Below are 15818 nucleotides of genomic sequence, written 5' to 3'. Positions count from 1 at the left end.
GGCATGGACAGGAGGTGACCAAAATCGCTTAAACGAATGATTGCCGGAGAAAGGTGGCACAGCGCTTAATGCACAAATACGAGGAGATAAAACGTGTCGTTTCCCCTGGTTGGCCCGGCGAACTTGCTAATCTAAACGAAGTTTGCAAGAATATCCAGATTTTTATTTTACGGATTGGTTTTGCGTGGTTTTCATGATCAGCTCGGGAGATTTGAGCAGCACCTTGGTGTCCGGCGGCACCGACTGGGTAAGCCAGGTGTTGCCGCCGATGACCGAGCGGGCGCCGATGACGGTATCGCCGCCCAAAATGGTGCTGCCGGCATAGACGGTGACATCGTCCTCCAGGGTGGGGTGGCGTTTGCTCCGGCGGTCGAGATCGCCGGTATCGTCACGCCTGAAGGAGAGCGCCCCCAGGGTCACCCCCTGGTAGAGCTTGACCCTGTTGCCGATGATGCTGGTCTGGCCGATGACCACGCCGGTGCCGTGGTCGATGAAGAAGGAATCGCCGATAACGGCGCCGGGATGGATGTCGATGCCGGTGATGCTGTGCGCGTGTTCGCTCATGATCCGCGGCAGGATCGGAACCGCAAGGTTGTTCAGCTCGCTGGCGATGCGGTAGACCGTGATCGCGAACATGCCGGGGTAGCTGAAGATGATTTCGTCGTAGCTGCCGGCGGCGGGGTCTCCTTCGTAGGCGGCGCGGACGTCGGTGGCGAGTATCGCCCGCAGGCGCGGCAGGGCCTTGATGAAGTGGAAGGCTGTTTCCTTGCCGGCCCCCTCGCAATGGGAACAGCTGTGTTCGTGGCGCAGGCATTCGTGGCGGATGGCGTGGGTGATTTCCCTGGCCAGCCTTTCATAAAGGCCGGAAATCTCCAGGCCCAGCTGGTAGTTGAGGCTTACCCGGTCGATGCCCTGGTTGCGGAAATAGCCGGGGAAAAGAATGTCCCGGCAGGAATCGAGGATTTCGATCACATGCTGACGGCTCGGCAGCGGTTCCGATTCAACGTGTTCAAAACAGGCATTGTCGTAACAGGTGGCGACCACCTGATCGACTATTCCGGGAAGCTGACTCCGGAAATCACTCTTGCTCAGCTGCTCCTTGGGGCAGGCTTCGTTTTTGGCATGGGGAATTGCTTTTGCAGGCGCCACGGTCATCCTCCGGAATCATTACAAACAAACGGGAAAGAAGCATATCTCATTCGCGATGAATTCACCTTAGCAGTGATTGCCGTTTCCGACAAGAGCGGGCTCCGGGCGAAGTGGGGCCGTGAAAGGCGGTGGCGGAGAATTATTCAGAATTTCCTCGGCAATATGGTATAGAGAGTGTGTGGTTCGGCCGTGGGCGCCTGCCAAGGTTCAAGGCGGTTGTCGCGGGGCGGCCCCGGTCCTGTTTTTTCAACCGCCTGCTGGGGAAGCAAAGTGGAAAACGGAGTGAACACAGATGCCGCGCCGGTGATATCGGCCCAGGGGCTCGGCAAGTATTTCGGGGCGCGCCGCGTTCTCGACGGGGTCTCCTTTACCCTTTCCCAGGGAGAGAGCGTGGGTTTTCTCGGCCCCAACGGCGCGGGCAAGACCACCTGCATCAATATCCTCCTCGGGCTGGTGAAAAAAAGCGTCGGCGAGGTCCGCATCCTCGGCCTGGAGGTGCCCAGGCACCAGCGCGCGGCCAAGTTCCGCATCGGCGTGGTGCCGCAGGCGGACAGCCTTGACCCTGATCTTTCCGTGGAAGAAAATCTGCTCACCTACGCCAGCTATTTTCGGGTGGAGCGGCGGCTCGCCAGGGAGCGGACAGAAGAGCTGCTCCACTTTTTCGCCCTCTATAACCGGCGCAATGAGATCATCGAACATCTGTCCGGCGGCCAGCGCCGGAGGCTGCTGCTGGCCCGGGCCCTGATCAACGAGCCCCGGCTCCTTATCCTCGACGAACCCACCATCGGCCTTGACCCCCAGGCCCGCCATCTGATCTGGGAGCGTCTGGAAGTTCTCCAGGAGCGGGGTACCACCATGCTGCTGACCAGCCATTATCTGGACGAGGTTTCCCGACTGTGCGGCAGGGTGCTTATCCTTGATCATGGCCAGATTGTGGCCCAGGGTCAACCCCAGCGGTTGATCACCGATCTGGTCGGGATCGAGGTGTATGAGGTGGAGGGAACCGCAAGCGAGCTCGACGCGCTGGCCATGGCTTTTACCCGGTGCAACGCCAGCATGGAGAGGGTGGGGGATCGCCTTTTCGTCTACACGAGGGAGGATTGTTCCCGGCTGGAAAAGGTGTTGGCCAAGGCGCGCAACTGGCTGCGACGGCCGGCAAACCTCGAGGATCTTTTCATTCAGCTCACCGGCCGGTCCCTGCGGGAATCATAGTATTTTCCCCCAAGCCTGGGGGCCGGGACAAACGACGCCCGCCCGCGGGAGGGAATCGGGCAGGAGAACATCGTGAACAGCGTATCTTTTTTGACAGTGTGGCTGCGCAATGCCAGGGTCTGGCGGAAACATATGCTGGCCACCCTGATCGGCAACCTGGGGCAACCCCTGCTCTTTCTGCTGGCCATGGGCTATGGCCTTGGCCGGGATCTCGCGCCCATCGAGGGCCTCAGCTATCTGCAGTTCATCGCCCCGGGGCTGGTTGCAAGCGCGGTCATGTACAGCGCCGCCTTTGAGACGACCTATGGCTCCTATACCAGGCTTGCCGTGCAGAAAACCTACGAGGCGATCCTCATGACCCCGCTGGGCCTGGCGGATCTGGTGGTGGGGGAGATTGTCTGGGGTGCGAGCAAGGGCCTGCTGGCAGGCCTGATCATGCTGCTCTGTCTCCCTCTTTTCGGGGTTTTTCCTTCCCCCTGGACCCTGGCCCTCCTGCCGGTCCTCTTTGTTTCCGGGATTTTTTTCGCGGCAAGCGGCCTGATCATGACCGCGCTGGCGACCAATTATGACTTCTTCAACTATTTCATCTCGCTCATCATCACCTCTTTGTTTCTTTTTTCCGGCATCTTCTTTCCCCTGCGGAATGTGGCCCCCGCCGCCAGGGCAGTGCTGGAGCTTTTGCCACTCACTCCCATTGTCAGCCTGGCGAGAATGCTCTGCTACGGCAACCTGCAGGAACCGATGCTTTTGAAGATTGTCGGCTCTCTGCTGATCGCCGTTCTTGCCACCTTCCTGGCGGTGATCCTCGTCAGGCGGAGGTTGATCCGCTGACCGCTCAGGCATTGTCCTCCGTCGATACCACGGGGAGCCTCAGGGTAAAGGTCGCGCCTTTGCCCTCTTCGCTGGCGACAATGATGTCGCCTTTATGATTTTTTACGACAATGTCGTAAACGATGCTGAGGCCCAGGCCGGTACCGCTGCCCACCCCTTTGGTGGTGAAGAACGGATCGAAGATCTTGGTCAGATGTTCCTGGGGAATCCCCTTTCCTGTATCGCTGACCGAGGCAAAGATCCATTTTCCGTCGTGCCACGTTTTCACCGTGATCGATCCGTGCTCTTCAATGGCCTGGGCCGCATTCAGCAGAAGGTTCATGAAAACCTGATTCAGCTGCTGGGGCATGCATACGGTGCGCGGGATGTCGCCATACTCCCTTATTATCTCCGCCTTGTATTTCAGGTCGTTCCAGACAATGTTGACAGTGCTGTCGATGCATTCGTTCAGGTCGGCCAGTGCTTTTTCCGCCTGATCGACGCGGGAGAAGTTTTTGAGCCCCTGCACGATCTTCCGAATCCGCTCGGCGCCGTCCAGGGATTCCCTCACCAGCTCCCGGCCGTCGTTGAGGATGTAAGCGATCTTCAATTTTTTCCGTAGATCGTCGAGTTCCTGGCTGTTCTCCTTTTCCTCCCGGAGTTTTTTCTCAACGTTTTCCAGATAGGAGGCAAGACGGTCGATGTATTTGCCGAGGGTGCCCAGGTTGCTGGCGATAAACCCCATGGGATTGTTGATCTCGTGGGCGACTCCTGCGGCAAGCTGCCCGATCGAGGCCATTTTTTCCTGCTGCAGGATCTGGGACTGGCTTTGTTTCAGCAGGTCGTAGGCCTTTTCCAGCTCTTTCTTCTGTTGGACTATCTGATAATGGGAGGCTGCCAGTTCTTCCGCCATTTTGTGGGCATCCTCAAAGGCCTTCTGCATGGAGATTTCCGTCTCAAGCCGTTCGCTGATATCCCTGAAGGTTTCGAGAACCCCGAGAACCTTGCCGTTGGCGTCGACGAAAGGAACCGCGGCAACCCAGCAATTGAGAGGGCCCGCCAGGCCTTCCTTGACGATTTCAAACTCAAGACGCTTTTTCCCGGCCTTGATCAGGGCAAGCGTGCATTCAGGGGTATGGCAGCGTGGTCCCCAGAAATTATCGTAACATTTATGGCCGATGATGTTGTCAGGGCTATGGCCGGTCATCTGACAGAAGGATTTGTTAACTTTTATCACGTTGAAGTTGTTGTCGATTATCCGGATTCCCTCGGTGGCGAGATTGAAGATCTGGGCAAGAAAACTGCTGGCGGCCCGGTGTTTCATGTCCAGGTGTTCGCGTTCCCGCCAGGCGACATTGGCTTGCCGATAGAGGAAAATGGTGGTGCCGAAAAACAGGAGCGTGATCCCGGCAAGCGCGTATGAAACCTTGCGGTGTATCCCCAGATAAAATTTTCTGTTCAGATTGCTCGCCTGGTAAAAGTATGTCACCGTCCAGCCATCGGTCCCCTGAACAACGCTTCTGTGATAGAGATATTCTTCGCCATCGGGGAGAACGGCCTTGTTTGCATTCCGCGCAAATTGGACATGAAGCGGGGCGGAAGCCCGGGCGGGCGGTTTTTTTTCAGCGGGAAGGGGGATTTTTTTCCCCGGCGGAGGGGCCTTGAGTGTTTTAAAAAGCCAATCGTTGTCGCTGCTTGCCAAGACCGTATCGTGTTCATCCGTTAAGGCCAGCTCGCCGAGGATATTGGCCAGCAGTCTGTCCAGGTCGGCAGTTGACATTTTGATGACGGCAACGCCAACAACCTCTTGTTCAAGAAAAACGGGATGACTGAAATAGATGCCCTTGCCGCCGGTGACCGGGTCGACAATCACGGCGGTATCGACCCGTCCGGCAACGGCTTCTGGGAAATAGACAGATGTTGCACGGCTGTCGCCGTGGCTATTCTCCGGGGCATCCTGGTCACTTATGGCGATGATCCTGCCATTCTTGTCCAGCAGATAACAGAGTGAGGCATTGAGGGCATTTCGGTAGTTTCTGAGGGATGTGATGGCCGCGGCCGCCGCTGCCGGCCTTGTTTTTTCGCGGTAGAGCGCCAGGCTTGCCTCCTCTCCGGCAAGCGCCTTCACGCCGTGCCGGGCAGGCGCAATGAAGAAATTTATCTTGTCGCTGAAATAATTCGCCGTATCCTGCACCAGGGCCGCGGTCTCCGTATATGCCGCCTTGCGGATTCCGTTGAGATAAATGAGGACGCCAGCGGTTAACGTTAAAAAGAGAAGAACCACTAGAGAAAAAAATATGAGACGAAATCTCATCGGCCACCTGAGGCTTGTGCGCACTGCATGGGTGTAGGGTAATAAGGTGCGGAATGTGCCGTTGTAACGACGTTAATCGTATCACAACCGTTTCGTGCCTGTCCAGAACTGCTTCCACGGAGTGAATTGTCATCATGTCGTGCCGCTTGCTGTTTTGTGAAGATTTTACCTATACTGAAATCACCTTTCAGTTCCTGGTGGCGGGGGCGAGATACGCGTGAAGAGGGTGGTTATGGGAGCGGAGCAGGATAATCTCCGGGACGGTCATGCCTTGAGCGCTTTACTGCGCAAAGTCGAGGCGGCCAAGGAGGAGTGGGAAAAGGCCATGGACTGCGTGACGGACATGGTCATCCTCACCGACGAACAGAACAACATCAGAAGGTGCAACCTCGCCTTCAGTGTATTTTGTGAAAAGAATTTTTCCCAGCTCCTCGGCCGGAGCTGGCCGGAGGAGGCAGAGGCCGGCGGGCTGCGGGAAAGGGATGGCGGCGGTGAGCCGGAGGGCGCGGTGGAAATGATCCATCAGGGTTCCGGCCGAGTCTACCACCGTCGGATGTATCCCCTGGTTATCAAGAAGGAGCGGATTGGCACCGTTGTTGTTCTTCAGGACATCACCGAGCGGACCGCCGCGACGCAGAAGCTGCTGGAGCACAGAACAGCCTTGCTGGGTGCCCTTGACGACCTTTCCGGCATGTTTGAGCGCATTGCCGGACAACAAAAGTTCGGGGCCTATTTTTCCTTGCCTCCCGGGATGGGACAATGCTGGCAAAGCATGCAATGCGGGCAGACGGATTGTCCCTGTTACGGGCGGGAGCCCATGTGCTGCTGGCGGATCGCCGGGACGCAGTGTCTGGGGGAGGCACAGGGGACTCATGCGCAAAAGATAGGTGACTGCGAGCGGTGCAGGTTCTATAACGAATCGATCACCGATCCCGTGCATCTGATCGGCGAAAAATTCAATCGCATGATGTTTATCCTGGAGGCAAAGAACCAGGAACTCTCCGAGGCCTACGACAAGCTGAAGGCATCCCAGTCGCATCTCCTCCATCAGGAGAAGATGGCCTCCATCGGGCAACTTGCCGCAGGGGTCGCCCATGAGATCAATAATCCGGTCGGCTTTGTCAAAAGCAACCTCGGCACCCTGGCCAAGTATGTCGGACGCCTGGAGGCGTTTTTGGGCGCGCAGGCCGCGGTCCTGGATCGGGCCGGAAATCTGCCCGGCGCCGAGGAGCTGCGACGGGAAAGGGAGAGATTGAAAATCGACCATGTGCTTGCGGATGCCGTGGAACTCATCAAGGAGTCGCTGGACGGTGTTGATCGGGTGCAGGGCATAGTGAGGAATCTGAAAAGTTTTTCCAGAATCGACCAGGCTGAGGTGGTGAAAGCCGATGTCAACAGGTGCCTGGAAGAGACCTTGAACATTGTCTGGAACGAATTGAAATACAAAACCTCCGTCCACAAGGAGCTGGGGAACCTCCCTCTTCTGCAATGCTATCCCCAGCAGCTCAATCAGGTCTTCATGAACCTCCTGGTGAATGCGGGGCAGTCCATTGAGGGGCACGGGGATATTTTTATCAAGACCTGGGAGGAGGGCAACAGGGTCATGGTGGAGATTCGCGATACGGGTTGTGGGATTCCGCGGGAAAATCTCGGCCGTCTTTTCGAGCCCTTTTTCACCACCAAGGAGGTGGGAAAGGGCACCGGGCTGGGTTTGAGCATTGCCTATGACATTGTCACCAAGAAACATGGCGGAACGATTTCCGTCAAAAGCACGGTGGGAGTGGGATCAACCTTTACAGTCGAACTGCCTTTGTCGGCCGGAGAAAACTAGAAGAAATGGTATCTGACGGTTTGAACGCAAGAAAAACGAATATTTTGCTGATCGAAGATGAGCCGCTCATTGCCGAGGTTATCACCGAGGTAATCGCCTGTTACGGTGGCGAACAGTTTGCGGTCGCGCGCGTTGCCGACCTTGCCGGAGGATTACGGGCACTGGCGCGGGGGGAAACGGACCTTGTGCTGCTTGATTTGAATCTGCCGGACAGCACCGGACTTGCGACCCTCGAAAAGGTGCATGCAACCTCGGCGGATGTTCCCGTAATAGTTCTAACCGGCCTGAGCGATGAATCCTTTGCCACTCAGGCTCTGCAGCTCGGTGCCCAGGACTATCTCATGAAAGGGGAGATGGACGGCCCTCTTCTGCTGAAGGCAATGCGCTATTCCCTGGAGCGTAAACAGTTTCAGGACGAATTGAAAAAAAGTCAAGCCCAGATGATGCATAATGAGAAGATGGCCTCGATCGGGCAGCTTGCCGCCGGCATTGCCCACGAGATCAATAACCCCATTGGTTTCATAGCAAGCAATCTCGGCTCGCTGAAGAAGTATATCGCCCGTATTCTCGAATTTGTCGAGATCCTCGCCTCCCGGGAAGGACAGGGGGATAACGCCCTGGAAACACTGGCGCAAAAACGAAAGGAGCTGAAGATCGATTTTATTCTCGAAGATGTGAAAAGCCTGATTGACGACTCCCTTGAGGGCACGGAGCGGGTGAAGAAAATCGTCCAGGATCTGAAAAGCTTCTCAAGAGCCGATCAGGATCTGGTCAAGTACGACAGCGTCAATGACATACTGGAAAGCACCATTGGCATGGTCTGGAACGAAATCAAATACAAGGCGACCCTGCACAGGGAGTTTGCCGAGGTGCCGAGAACAAAATGCAATCCGCAGCAACTCAGCCAGGTTTTCGTGAACCTGTTGATGAACGCGGCGCAAGCCATTGAGGAACGTGGGGAAATCACCGTGAAAACCTGGGCGGACGACGCTTCCGTGTTCGCAAGCGTCAGCGACACGGGATGCGGGATTGCCGAAAACGTTCTGCCGCGGCTTTTTGATCCTTTCTTTACCACCAAGGAGGTCGGAAAAGGGACGGGGCTGGGTTTGAGCATCGCCTATGACATAATCACCAAGAAGCACCATGGCGAAATAGATGTCAGGAGCACGCCGGGGATGGGAAGCGTGTTCACGGTCAGAATCCCGATCATTGAGGAGTGAATCCATGCAGGAAGCGGTCAGAATTCTCTGCGTCGACGACGAGGTGAATGTTTTAAGGGCGCTGGAGCGGCTTTTTCTTGACGAAGAGTACGAAATATTGCGGGCCTGCAGCGGCGAGGAAGGGCTGGAGATTTTAGAGGCGGAGCCGGCCGTGCAGGTGGTTCTCTCCGACTACCGCATGCCGGGGATGAACGGTGTCGATTTCCTGAAAAAGGTCTGCGCGTTGCGACCGGATACGGTCCGCATCGTCTTGTCCGGCTATGCCGATACCGCGGCCGTCGTGGAGGCGATCAATGAAGGGAAGATTTACAAATTCATCCCAAAACCCTGGAATGACGATGAACTGAAGGTGACGATTTCCAAGGCCCTTGATTTTTATTTCCTGCAAAAGAAAAACCGGGAGCTCACCGAAGATCTCAGTGCTTCGAACGAGGAACTGCGCCTGCTCAATGAGAATCTTGAACAACTGGTACGGGAACGCACCGAAGAGTTGCTTTTCCAGAACAGGGTGTTGCGCCACAGCCAGTTCATTCTGGATGCATTGCCGGTGGGCGTCCTCGGTCTCGATGTCGACAACGCCATTGTCCAGTGCAACCATAGCGCCGGAGAGGTCATCGGCACGGCGTGCGGGGTCCTGACCGGGACAAGGGCGCGGGAGGTTCTGCCCCGGGCGCTCGTTGACCTGCTGGCGGAACTTAAGGCGGGAGAGACGATGTTGGCCCAGGTGGATTTTCCCTCCGGGGCGATGGTGGTCAGGGCGAGGCATATGAAAGGTGAAGAGGGGCAGGAAGGAACCGTTTTGGTTCTTGAACCGGTGGGGCGTTAGCCCGACCCCCTGGGAACGGGCAGTCCCGCAGTTCTGGAGGTCGCAACAATGGCAGTCAATACAGAGGAAATCAGTCCGGAACCGGGGAAGATCCTGTTTGTCGACGACGAGGTGAATATTCTTCGCGCCCTGAAACGGTTGTTCATGGACGATGCCTTTGCGGTGTTTACCGCCTCTTCCGGCAAGGAGGCTTTAAGGATTCTGGAGTCGGAAAAAGACATCGGAGTCATTGTTTCCGACCAGCGCATGCCGGAGATGAGCGGCGTCGAATTTTTGGAACAATCCCGAAGGCTCTCCCCTCTCTCGATCAGGATACTTCTCACCGGCTATGCCGACATCAATGCCGCCGTCGATGCCATCAACAGGGGCGGTGCCTTCCGTTACATGAATAAGCCCTGGAATGACGAAGAGCTTGTCCGCACCGTGCAGTCCGCCCTGCAGAATTATTTTCTGATCAAGGAAAACCGGCGGCTCAACGAAATCGTCAAGCAGCAGAACGAGGAGCTGAAACGGTGGAATACCGAGCTTGAAAAGATGGTTCAGGAGCAGACCATGGAACTGCAGGTCCGCTATGACGAGGAACGCAAGTTCACTGAACGGCTCCGGAAGAATTTCAAGAGTTCGATCATGGCCTTTGCCGGTCTTTTGGAGCTGCGGGATAAGCGCATGCGCAGTCATTCGCGTAATGTGGCGGAGATCGCCGCCAATGTCGGGGCCAAGCTGGGCATGGGGGCCGAGGAGCGGGAAGTTCTCCTGGTCGCCGCCCTCCTGCATGATATCGGCAAGATCGGCATTCCGGACATCATGCTGCGGCTTGAGGCATCCGACATGAGCATCGAGGAGCGCGAGGAGTACATCAAGCACCCGGTGCGCGGCCAGGCGGCCCTGGCCAGCATCAGCGATCTGGACGAAGCAGGGGTGATCATCCGCCATCATCATGAGCGCTTTGACGGGGAAGGGTATCCGGACAAACTCAAGAAGAAGGAGATTCCTCTGGCGGCCAGGCTGATCGCCATCGCCGATTTCATCGACAACCGGGTGAGGAAATACGAGGGAACCGCGGGGATCGACCTGGCGCTGCGGCAGGCCCTGGATGAAGCAGGCAAACGATTCGACCCCAGACTGGTGCCCGGGGTCTGTGACGCGGCAAAGATATTTTACCGGAAAAACCTGCCCAGGACCGATCACCTGGAACTGGAGATCTATCCCCGGGATCTTGCCGAAGGCATGGTGGTCAGCCGCGACGTCTTCAGCGGGACAGGCATTCTTCTGCTCGGCAAGGGGGCGGCTCTCAACCGGACCAACATCGAGATCCTGAAGCGTTACTATGAGCTTGATCCGGCCTCCCATGGCGTTTTTATCTCCATGAAAGGATGATGGCCGCCGGCAAGGCTGACGGTCAATCGGCAATTGCCGGTTTTTCGGAATCCGCTGAAGCCGCGCTTAAGGCAACGGCCGGGATGGGCAGGATCAGGCCGCTTCTTCCTGGAGATTCCAGGATTCTTTCAGGGCCTGATAGTCGGTGAGGATCTTGTCGCGGATGGCGGGCAGATTCTGACGGTGCACGCCAAGGGCCTGCCAGACCGTCACCGGAATTTTTTCCGGGGTCATTTCAATGCTGTTGCCAAGCTTGAGAACCTTGCTCATCTGGTTGCCGATGAAAACCGCGCGGACCACGGTGGCAACGTCCCGATCCTCATCCAGGGTGGAGGGGAAATCGCCGTGATGGTGCTTGATGGCATGCACATACGCCTCCGGGAAATTCCAGATCTGGGCGAGAAGCCCGCCGACCTTCTGGTGGGTGAAACCCAGAATATCCTTTTCCACCTCCGAGAGCGGGGAGTGCATCTGACTGACCATCTGCAGGACTTCGTTCATTTTTTCCGGCATCTTGTGGGCAAAGGCGATAAGGCCGATGTCGTGCAGGATGCCCCCCAAAAAAGCCTGTTCGGCGAGGTTGACGTCGGCCTGTGCGTCCAGAACGAGATTCTTGGCCGCCACCGCGGACCCCAGACTGTGATGCCAGAGCCCTTCCATATCAAAACAGCTTTCCATCTGGGACTTGAAAAGTTTGTATACGGAAATGGTCAACGCCAGATTCTTGATGGTGCTGAAACCGAGAACGGTGACGGCCCTTTCAATGGTTTTCACCTCCTTCGCCAATCCGTAATAGGCGGAGTTCGCCAGCTTGAGGATCTTGGAACTCAGGGCGGGATCCCTCTTGATGATTACGCTTAAGGATTTGGCATTGAGGGCCGCCTTGTTTTCCGCTTCGTTTATCTGGTTGGCCACGGCGGAGAGGGTCGGAAGATCCTGAAGGGTTTTTACGAACTGGATGGAATTCATGGGTGTGTGGGCAATGCGTCTTTGGTTGCGGACATGCCGTTTCGGCTCCATTTGGTTGTTGATCGCGCCTGCTGTATTCCACCATATCACGAACAGTTTTTCATAGCAAATTGTTGCGGCGGGTAGGGCGGATAACGTCCAGGGAACAAAGCGGGTTTCGTCACGCCCCTTCACTGCTTCGCCGGCATCTTTCCAGAAAGTGATCGATTTTTTTGCGGTTAAGCATGAAGCCGGCGAGCAGATCGTCGCCGATCTTGAGGGTTGGCACGCTGCGGACGCCAGCTTTCCGCGCCCGCTCCGGATTGGTGATGACCTCGATGCGTTCGATGACAAGGTCAGGGATCTCGGCGCAGATTTTTTTCAGCACCCGATCCACATAGAGGCAGCGCGGGCAGAGAACGGTCCGGTAGAATTCTATTTTCATCATAGGTGGTTGCTGCGCGGCGGAGGTGCTTTCACCGTCTCCCCGCTTCACTCCTTCTTTTTGCGGATGGCCATGATGCTTTCATAGTGCTCCGGGTAATGTTTTTTAAGGCAGTCCGGGCAGACCGAGTGGCTGAACTCGGCATCGGTGTGACGGCTGATATACGCCTCCACCTGTTCCCAGTATCCCTGGTCGTTGCGAATGTTTTTGCAGAAGCTGCAAATCGGCAGGATTCCCTGCAGGGTCTTTATCTCTTCCAGGGCGGCCCGCAGTTTCGTGATCAGGTTTTCCCGCTCCTGATGATACCGCTCCTGGGCTTTCCGGGCAAGGATGTCGAGACTGCATTTTTCGATGGCGGCAGTGAGCTTGCCGACATCGATGGGCTTGAGGACATAATGGTCGATTCCGGCCTCGATTGCTTCCAGGAGGTAGGATGTCTCGCTGTGGGCGGTGGTGGCGATGATTCTTGCCCCCGGGGACAATTCGCGGATCGCCCGCGCCATCCGGAGTCCGTCCATGACCGGCATGCGGATGTCGGTGATCACCAGATCCGGAGCGAACCTGCGGAAAAGCTCCAGGCCGACCTGGCCGTTTTCCGCCACCAGCACCTTGCCGGCCCGCCGTTTCAGGATTTGTTCCAGTTCCCCCCTGGTGAGGTCGTCGTCCTCCACGTAGAGGATTGTGAGGTCATTGCCTTCGAGTTCGGTCATGATTCATTCCTCGTCGGGGTGCCGTGGCTGCTCTCCGCAAAGGGCAGTTCAATGACAAATACCGCACCCTGCCCGCTGTTGCCGGCGGTCAGGGTGCCTCCCATGTGCTCCATGATCACCTTGGACATGTAAAGTCCCAACCCCGTGCCTTTGTCAGGGGCCTTGGTGGTGAAATAGGGTTCGAAGATACGGTCGACTATTTCAGGGGAGATGCCGCCGCCGTTGTCTTTCACCGCGATGATGACAGCGGCCCCGGTGTGCTGGAACTCCAGGTCGATTCGACCCGGTGGCCGGGTGGCTCCGGAGACGGCTTTTCCGTGTTCGATGATGGCGTCGCGGGCGTTGTTGAGGAGATTGAGGATGACGTGCTGGAACTCGTTGCGATGGCCGGTGACCGTCATTGACTCGCAGGCGATGAATTCGGTCTCGTTTTCGTAGACCCTGCCATGGGTGGTGCAGGCCAGGCGAAAGGTGATGCCGTTGGCCGCCAACTGCGCGGACATCAGGCCGAGCACATCGCCGACAGCCCGCATCGGATCGAACTCCGCCTTTTCCTTGTCCGGCCGGAAAAAATTGCGGAAGTCGTCGATGGTTCCCGACATGTGCTGAATCTGGGCCATGGCCTTCTGGGCGGAATGTTCCAGGCGCTCTGGAGCCATTTCCCCGAAACTGTAGGCGTCCCGGATATTTTGGATGATGAGGGCGAGCGCGTTCAGCGGTTGCCGCCACTGGTGGGAGATGGCGCCCAGCATCTCGCCCATGGCCGCGAGCTTTGATTGCTGGAAAAGGAGTTGTTCTCCTTTGCGCCGGAGGGCCAACTCCTTTTCGACCCGTTGTTCCAGTTCATTGGTGAGGGCTTGCAGTTGCGAGGTTTTCTCCCGAAGCTCAAGCTCGGTATTTTTACGGCGGGTGATGTCCGCATGGGTTCCCGACATGATCAGCGGTTTGCCGTCCTCGGTTCTGGAGGCCAGCTTGCCACGGTCAAGAACCCAGATCCAGTGGCCCGCCCGGTGACGCATCCGGCATTCGCACTCGTAATAATCCGTTGCACCGGAAAAATGTCTTTCAAGCAACGCCTCCGAGACCTTGAGATCGTCGGGGTGCGTATGGGTCAGCCAGGTCTGGATGCTGAGGGGCGCAAGCTCCGCAAGTCGGTAGCCGATGATCCCTGCCCAGCGTTCATTGAATGTCACTTCCCCGGTCTGCACGTTCCATTCCCAGGTGCCGACATTGGTGCCTTCGATGATATGGTCGAGGCGCTGGCGTTCCCGGACCAGCTCGGCGGTACGTTTTTGCACGGTTTCTTCGAGATTCAGGCTGTACTCGTTGATTTTGCTGAAATTTTTATCAATGCTGGTTGATGCTTGCTGGAAATTTTCAATGAGTTCGGCGAGTTCCATGATTTTTGACTGGGGCCAGCTGATGGGCTCGCGTTTTTCGATCCTGGCCGGGAGGTTTTTGGAAACACGGGCCAGGTAAAGAATCTGCGCAGTCAGCATCCGGCTGATGATCGCGGCAAAAGCGATCATAATCGCGGCGAAGCCGGCGACGATGGAGAACCCCAGAATCGTGGATTTATAGAAATAGTGCTGCACCGGCGCGATCGGGTATTCCGTTTGCAAGGTCCAGGGCGTTCCCGAAACCGGCAGGGTCGTCGCGTAGTATGCGCCCTCCCATGCCTCCATGACGCTGATATGTTTTCTGGCGCCGGGGACGGTGAGGGTGACTCCCGGGGCAATGGCGGAAGTCGTTCCGCCCCTGGTTTTTACCAGGGGGGCGAGGGATCTTCTTGTCTCATCGGTACTGATCACCACATTGCCGTTTCGGTCGACCACGGTGTAGATGAACTCCTTGCCCTCGCGGGCCAGGTCAAGCAATTTCCGCATATGCCGGAGGTTTATGGCGCCCAGGCCGAAGTGGGAGAGCTTGCCGTCGCGGAGGATGGGGACGCTGATGGAAAATGTCGGGGCAAAGATCCCTCCCCGGCCCAGGAAAACATCGGAAATCGTAGGCCGCAGGGTGCTGCTCAGTTCCTTGAACCAGGCCCGGTCCGCGAAGTTGATGCCGATGGTTGGCTGGCCCTTTTCGTTCACCGGTGGATGGAAGGCGACGGTGGTGGCGGTGGCGTCGCCCAGGAATACGTTGTGGAAATCAGGGAACAGGGCGTGGATGCGCGCCACCTCTTCCTGCAGTTTTTCAGAGGGGGTCAGGGGGTGGCTGGAGCCGAGTTCGCCTATGACGCGAGCCGCATTGACATGGACGGCCACCCAATGGGCCACGGAATTCGCGGTCAATTGCGATTCGGCCAGGATGTCGCGGGCGATCCGTTGCTGGCTTGCGGAAACCTCGCGATGTGCCTGAAAAAGGAACATCCCCAGGGAAGGAACCATCAAAAAAATGGCGGCCATCTGGAAGATGAGCTGCTGAAAGGGAATCCGTCCTTGGAGCACGGGGCCGCCCAATCTGGGGACGATTGGGAGGAAGGAAAGAAGGAGCCAGGCGATCAGGGCATTGAAGAGTCCGTTCAGCGTCTGTTTCAGAATAATGGTCGTGGTGTGTTGCGCGCCAAGATCCATGACTGCCCCATAGAAAAGGGCGATCAGGGGCGAGCCGAGGAACAGCCAGTAGAGGGCGTCGATCAGAAGGATGTTCGATCTGCCCTGTTTGAAGGCCAGGCCGATCCAGAGGGTTTCCAGGGTGAAAATGAATATGGCGTAGGGGTGGTTCCAGGGGAAATAGGTGTAGAGCGAGGCGACCAGCGCAACGGATGCGCCATGCCAGACCCCGAGTCGGGCCGCGGCGAGAATGGAAAAGATGCTGCCGAAGATGAAGGAGACGCCGAAGGAAACAGGCAGGGCGAGGGCGTTGCCGGCCAGCCCGAGCACGGCAAGGAGGGCGGCAAGACCCGTTCTTTTCAGCTGCTCGCCAACCTCGCTGTTCCCACGCCCGATTGCCGTCGTCATCATACCCTCATGG

At 57.1% G+C, this 15818-nt stretch carries 12 protein-coding genes; 6 read left to right on the top strand and 6 right to left on the bottom strand.

What is annotated here, in order from left to right:
* Positions 1–162: 162 nt before the first annotated feature.
* Positions 163–1149, bottom strand: a complete 987-nt coding sequence (locus ACUUL3_RS08930) for a serine O-acetyltransferase (RefSeq protein ID WP_448550635.1) — start codon at positions 1147–1149, stop codon at positions 163–165.
* Between the two features lie 282 nt (positions 1150–1431).
* On the opposite strand from ACUUL3_RS08930, the gene ACUUL3_RS08925 reads away from it, so the two are divergent.
* Together ACUUL3_RS08925 and ACUUL3_RS08920 are read left to right on the top strand one after the other, a co-directional pair.
* Entirely contained in the window at positions 1432–2361 is a 930-nt protein-coding gene (locus ACUUL3_RS08925) for an ABC transporter ATP-binding protein (RefSeq protein ID WP_448550634.1), read from the top strand.
* A 72-nt stretch (positions 2362–2433) separates the two neighbouring features.
* On the top strand, positions 2434–3192 hold the full coding sequence (locus ACUUL3_RS08920) for an ABC transporter permease (RefSeq protein ID WP_448550633.1): 759 nt from the start codon (positions 2434–2436) through the stop codon (positions 3190–3192).
* Positions 3193–3196: 4 nt separating this feature from the next.
* Here ACUUL3_RS08920 and ACUUL3_RS08915 read toward each other — a convergent pair whose 3' ends face one another.
* Positions 3197–5485 (bottom strand): ATP-binding protein, encoded by a 2289-nt coding sequence (locus ACUUL3_RS08915; RefSeq protein ID WP_448550632.1) that lies wholly within the window; start codon positions 5483–5485, stop codon positions 3197–3199.
* A gap of 232 nt (positions 5486–5717) precedes the next feature.
* Here ACUUL3_RS08915 and ACUUL3_RS08910 point away from each other — a divergent pair, with 232 nt between their 5' ends.
* Genes ACUUL3_RS08910 through ACUUL3_RS08895 form a run of 4 tightly spaced genes read left to right on the top strand, consistent with a single transcriptional unit; the run spans position 5718 to position 10739 of the window.
* On the top strand, positions 5718–7316 hold the full coding sequence (locus ACUUL3_RS08910; protein WP_448550631.1) for an ATP-binding protein: 1599 nt from the start codon (positions 5718–5720) through the stop codon (positions 7314–7316).
* 44 nt (positions 7317–7360) lie between these two features.
* The gene (locus ACUUL3_RS08905) at positions 7361–8536 is read left to right on the top strand and encodes a sensor histidine kinase (protein ID WP_448550630.1); all 1176 of its coding nucleotides are present in this window, start codon (positions 7361–7363) and stop codon (positions 8534–8536) included.
* 4 nt (positions 8537–8540) lie between these two features.
* Positions 8541–9362, top strand: a complete 822-nt coding sequence (locus ACUUL3_RS08900; protein WP_448550629.1) for a response regulator — start codon at positions 8541–8543, stop codon at positions 9360–9362.
* A 48-nt stretch (positions 9363–9410) separates the two neighbouring features.
* The gene (locus ACUUL3_RS08895; protein WP_448550628.1) at positions 9411–10739 is read left to right on the top strand and encodes an HD domain-containing phosphohydrolase; all 1329 of its coding nucleotides are present in this window, start codon (positions 9411–9413) and stop codon (positions 10737–10739) included.
* 93 nt (positions 10740–10832) lie between these two features.
* Here ACUUL3_RS08895 and ACUUL3_RS08890 read toward each other — a convergent pair whose 3' ends face one another.
* The 4 genes from ACUUL3_RS08890 to ACUUL3_RS08875 form a co-directional block, all read right to left on the bottom strand.
* Positions 10833–11759: an HDOD domain-containing protein gene (locus tag ACUUL3_RS08890; protein WP_448550627.1), complete on the bottom strand. Its 927-nt coding sequence runs from the start codon at positions 11757–11759 to the stop codon at positions 10833–10835.
* Between the two features lie 109 nt (positions 11760–11868).
* Positions 11869–12135, bottom strand: a complete 267-nt coding sequence (locus ACUUL3_RS08885; protein ID WP_448550626.1) for a thioredoxin family protein — start codon at positions 12133–12135, stop codon at positions 11869–11871.
* Positions 12136–12179: 44 nt separating this feature from the next.
* The gene (locus ACUUL3_RS08880) at positions 12180–12842 is read right to left on the bottom strand and encodes a response regulator transcription factor (protein WP_448550625.1); all 663 of its coding nucleotides are present in this window, start codon (positions 12840–12842) and stop codon (positions 12180–12182) included.
* Positions 12839–15808: a sensor histidine kinase gene (locus ACUUL3_RS08875; RefSeq protein WP_448550624.1), complete on the bottom strand. Its 2970-nt coding sequence runs from the start codon at positions 15806–15808 to the stop codon at positions 12839–12841. The genes ACUUL3_RS08880 and ACUUL3_RS08875 overlap by 4 nt, the downstream gene beginning before the upstream one ends.
* Between the last annotated feature and the right edge of the window lie 10 nt (positions 15809–15818).

This window comes from Thiovibrio sp. JS02 (assembly GCF_053485635.1).
Note: the sequence above shows the minus strand (reverse complement) of the source record. Positions and strands in the feature narration are given on the sequence as shown.

Coding starts and splice junctions, on each gene's coding strand:
- ACUUL3_RS08915 (WP_448550632.1), bottom strand. CDS start 5,485: ATGAGATTTCGTCTCATATTTTTTTCTCTAGTGGTTCTTCTCTTTTTA.
- ACUUL3_RS08910 (WP_448550631.1), top strand. CDS start 5,718: ATGGGAGCGGAGCAGGATAATCTCCGGGACGGTCATGCCTTGAGCGCT.
- ACUUL3_RS08900 (WP_448550629.1), top strand. CDS start 8,541: ATGCAGGAAGCGGTCAGAATTCTCTGCGTCGACGACGAGGTGAATGTT.
- ACUUL3_RS08895 (WP_448550628.1), top strand. CDS start 9,411: ATGGCAGTCAATACAGAGGAAATCAGTCCGGAACCGGGGAAGATCCTG.
- ACUUL3_RS08890 (WP_448550627.1), bottom strand. CDS start 11,759: ATGGAGCCGAAACGGCATGTCCGCAACCAAAGACGCATTGCCCACACA.
- ACUUL3_RS08885 (WP_448550626.1), bottom strand. CDS start 12,135: ATGATGAAAATAGAATTCTACCGGACCGTTCTCTGCCCGCGCTGCCTC.
- ACUUL3_RS08880 (WP_448550625.1), bottom strand. CDS start 12,842: ATGACCGAACTCGAAGGCAATGACCTCACAATCCTCTACGTGGAGGAC.
- ACUUL3_RS08875 (WP_448550624.1), bottom strand. CDS start 15,808: ATGATGACGACGGCAATCGGGCGTGGGAACAGCGAGGTTGGCGAGCAG.